The sequence below is a fragment of the Streptomyces sp. NPDC002795 genome (assembly GCF_042888725.1).
In the GTDB taxonomy this organism is placed as follows: Bacteria; Actinomycetota; Actinomycetes; order Streptomycetales; family Streptomycetaceae; genus Streptomyces.
The window spans coordinates 1-3,503 of sequence record NZ_JBIAQB010000026.1; the positions used below are offsets into that span (position 1 = coordinate 1).

General features: G+C 70.3%; 3 protein-coding genes. All 3 read right to left on the reverse strand.

The window, feature by feature from the left end:
- Positions 1-434: 434 nt before the first annotated feature.
- The 3 genes from proC to ACFYWS_RS39590 all read right to left on the reverse strand — a co-directional run bounded on the left by proC (position 435) and on the right by ACFYWS_RS39590 (position 2,934).
- Positions 435-1,259 carry a pyrroline-5-carboxylate reductase gene (gene proC, locus ACFYWS_RS39580; protein ID WP_389284625.1) on the reverse strand — a complete coding sequence of 275 codons (825 nt, stop codon included), beginning with the start codon at positions 1,257-1,259 and terminating at the stop codon, positions 435-437.
- Positions 1,260-1,359: 100 nt separating this feature from the next.
- The gene (locus ACFYWS_RS39585; protein WP_389284626.1) at positions 1,360-2,097 is read right to left on the reverse strand and encodes an ABC transporter permease; all 738 of its coding nucleotides are present in this window, start codon (positions 2,095-2,097) and stop codon (positions 1,360-1,362) included.
- A gap of 72 nt (positions 2,098-2,169) precedes the next feature.
- The gene (locus ACFYWS_RS39590; protein WP_389284627.1) at positions 2,170-2,934 is read right to left on the reverse strand and encodes an ABC transporter ATP-binding protein; all 765 of its coding nucleotides are present in this window, start codon (positions 2,932-2,934) and stop codon (positions 2,170-2,172) included.
- Positions 2,935-3,503 lie beyond the last annotated feature (569 nt).

The following is a 3,503-nucleotide window of genomic DNA, read 5'->3' on the forward strand; positions in this document are numbered from 1 at the left end:
GTTCTTGCGTTTCCGACTCTATCAGACCGTTTCACCGGCCGATTTCCTCGGGGTCCTGCTGGTCTTTCTCTTCGCTTTCCGGCCTTTCGGCTTTCCGGCGAGTCCGACTCTATCAGATCCTTTCGGGCCTGATTCCCAGTCAGTTGGGTTTGTCTTCGCGGCGTTTGGGCCGTTCCGACGAGTGAGACTTTAGCGGATTCCCGGCCCCCGAGCTAATCGGGGTCGCGTCCTTTCGAACGTGGATTCCTCATTTCGCAAGGACGCACGTAAATGCAGACGACGACCGAGCAGAAGCCAGTCGTCGAGCTTTTAAGAGGTCTTGCGGAATGGTTGTCCGGGGGCCGACCGGGGTCGGTGCTCACGGCGGACAACTCGGAGAACACTACGGATGGGCCCAGGGCGTGTCAACTTCACGCCTCGGGCCCGTACGCAGGTCAGCTGTTGTTGCCGGAGGCCAGTTCGCGGCTGCGGTCGCGGGCGGCTTCGAGGGCGGCGATGAGGGCGGCTCGTACGCCGTGGCTCTCGAGTTCGCGGATCGCGTTGATGGTGGTGCCGGCGGGGGACGTCACGTTCTCGCGGAGCTTGACCGGGTGCTCGCCGCTGTCGCGGAGCATCGTGGCCGCGCCGATGGCGGACTGGACGATGAGGTCGTGGGCCTTGTCGCGCGGGAGGCCGAGGAGGATGCCCGCGTCGGTCATGGCCTCCACCAGATAGAAGAAGTAGGCCGGGCCCGAGCCGGAGAGCGCGGTGCAGGCGTCCTGCTGGGACTCGGGGACGCGGAGGGTCTTGCCGACAGAGCCGAAGAGTTCTTCGGCGTGCGTCAGGTGGGCGCTCGTCGCGTGGGTGCCGGCGGAGATGACGGACATCGCCTCGTCGACCAGGGCCGGGGTGTTCGTCATGACGCGGACCACCGGGGTGCCCTCCGGGAGGCGCTCCTCGAAGAAGGTGGTGGGGATGCCGGCCGCGCCGCTGATCACCAGGCGGTCGGACGGGACGTGCGGGGCCAGCTCGTCGAGGAGTGTGCCCATGTCCTGGGGCTTGACTGTGAGGATCAGGGTGTCGGCCTGCTTGGCCGCCTCCTGGTTGGTGACCGGGGTGACGCCGTAGCGGGTGCGGAGTTCCTCGGCGCGCTCGGGACGGCGGGCCGTGACCATGAGGTCGCTCGGTGCCCAGCCGCCGCGGATCATTCCGCTGAGCAGGGCTTCACCGATCTTGCCCGTGCCGAGTACGGCGACCTTGTGGCGGGTGTGCTGGCTCATGAGCGGGGCCTTCCGTGTGCGTCGTCCGTCCGCAGGCATCCTCGCATCGGGCGGGCTCGGCGATACGTGGGTGTCCGGTGGGCGGAACGGGCGCGGGGCCTCAGGCCGTACGGCGGCGCAGGGTTGCCGCGCCCAGGGCCAGGACCAGGACGGCGCAGCCGGCGACGATCCCGATGTCGCGGATGTAGGTGGTGGTGAGGTCGGTGTGCCTGAGGACCTCGTTCATGCCGTCGACCGCGTACGACATGGGGAGCACGTTGGAGATTGCCTCCAGGACCGGCTGCATCTGGTCGCGCGGGGTGAACAGGCCGCAGAGGAGGAGCTGGGGGAAGATCACCGCCGGCATGAACTGGACCGCCTGGAACTCCGACGCCGCGAAGGCCGAGACGAACAGGCCGAGGGCCGTGCCGAGGAGGGCGTCGAGGAGGGCGACCAGGAGGAGCAGCCAGGCCGAGCCGGTGACGTCGAGGTCCAGGACCCAGAGGGCGAGGCCGGTGGCGAGGAGCGACTGGATGATCGCTACGGCGCCGAAGGCGAGCGCGTAGCCGCCGATCAGGTCCGCTTTGCCGAGCGGCATGGACAGAAGGCGTTCCAGGGTGCCGCTTGTGCGTTCGCGGAGGGTGGCGATGGACGTCACCAGGAACATCGTGATCAGCGGGAAGATGCCGAGGAGCGAGGCGCCGATGGCGTTGAAGGTGGCCTGGCTGCCGTCGAAGACGTAGCGGAGCAGGAAGAGCATCACGCACGGGACGAGCAGCATCAGGGCGATCGAGCGCGGGTCGTGGCGGAGCTGGCGCAGGACGCGGAGCGCGGTGGCGGTGGTGCGGTACGTGTTCATGGCGGGCTTCCCGGGGCGTCGGTGAGAGTGAGTGCGCGGGCGGCTGGGGGGGGCGGTGTGTCAGTGGGTGTGTCAGTGGGCGGTGGGCGTCGCGTTCGCCTCGTCGACGAGGTGGAGGAAGGCCTCTTCGACGGTTGGCGTGGCGGTGCGCTCGCGCAGGGCGTCGGGGCTGTCGTCGGCGAGCAGTTCGCCCTCGCGCATGAGGAGGAGGCGGTGGCAGCGCTCGGCCTCGTCCATGACGTGCGAGGAGACGAGGATCGTGGCGCCGCGGGCGGCGAGGTCGTGGAAGAGGTTCCACAGGTCGCGGCGGAGGACCGGGTCGAGGCCGACGGTCGGCTCGTCGAGGACGAGGAGTTCGGGGGTGCCGAGCAGGGCGACGGCCAGGGAGACGCGGCTGAGCTGGCCGCCGGAGAGGTTTCCGGCGAGGGCGTCCGCGTGGGAGGCGAGGTCTACGTCGGTGAGGACGCGGTCGACCTCGGTCTGGCGGTGGGCGGCGGCGGGCCTGCCGGGGAGCAGGACGGATGCGAAGTAGGCGAGGTTCTGGCGGATGGTGAGGTCGAGGTAGACGGACGGGGCCTGGGTCACGTAGCCGACGCGGGAGCGCAGTTTGGGGTGGCCTGCGGGGTGGTCGAGGACGGTGAGGGTGCCGGTGACCTTGGCCTGTGTGCCGACGATGGCGCGCATGAGGGTGGACTTGCCGCAGCCCGACGGGCCCAGCAGGCCGGTGATCTGGCCGCGGGGGACGGTGAAGTCCAGGTTGCGCAGGACGGGGCGGGGGCCGCGGGTGACCTTGAGTTCGGTGGCGGTCACGGCGGGCGGAGGCGGTTTATTCATCATGTGATGAATAATCCTCTGGGTGGGTGGGGGCGTCAAGGTGTACGGGGCCCTGCGGGGCGGGGGGTGTGGTGGTGGGGGTGCGGCACCGGGGGCTTCGGCCCCGACCGGGGGCAGGTCGCCGTGGCGGGGCGGTGCCTGCTGTAGCGGGTGTGCGGCTCCCCGGGGCGGATGCCCATCGTGGGGGTGGGCCCCGTCGTGATGGGTGCGGGGGACCCGGGGGGGCGGAGCTCAGCCGGGGGCGGCGCCCGTCGTGAGGGGTGCGCGGCACCCAGGGTGCGGAGCTCAGCCGGGGGCGGCGCCCGTGGTGAGGGGTGCGCGGCACCGGGGGTGCCGCCTTGCCCACCCTGCCGCCCAAGGCGGCAGATTGCCCAAGGCGGGGGCGGCGTCGACCGCCATGGGTGGGGCAGCCGGGGGCGGGGGCCGATTGCCTGAGGCGGGGGCGGCGTCGACCGACATGGGTGCGGAGCCCAAGGCGGGGGGGTGCTCCTATCTGTTCGGTCAAGGTCTGTGTGCTTGGTCAGGCGGCCTGCTCGTACTTCGGCTGGTAGGGAGTGCGGTGTTTGAGCATG

Bases quoted from the DNA above. Each gene is read 5' to 3' on its own strand.
- ACFYWS_RS39590 (WP_389284627.1), bottom strand. From the start codon at position 2,934: ATGATGAATAAACCGCCTCCGCCCGCCGTGACCGCCACCGAACTCAAG.
- ACFYWS_RS39585 (WP_389284626.1), bottom strand. From the start codon at position 2,097: ATGAACACGTACCGCACCACCGCCACCGCGCTCCGCGTCCTGCGCCAG.
- proC (WP_389284625.1), bottom strand. From the start codon at position 1,259: ATGAGCCAGCACACCCGCCACAAGGTCGCCGTACTCGGCACGGGCAAG.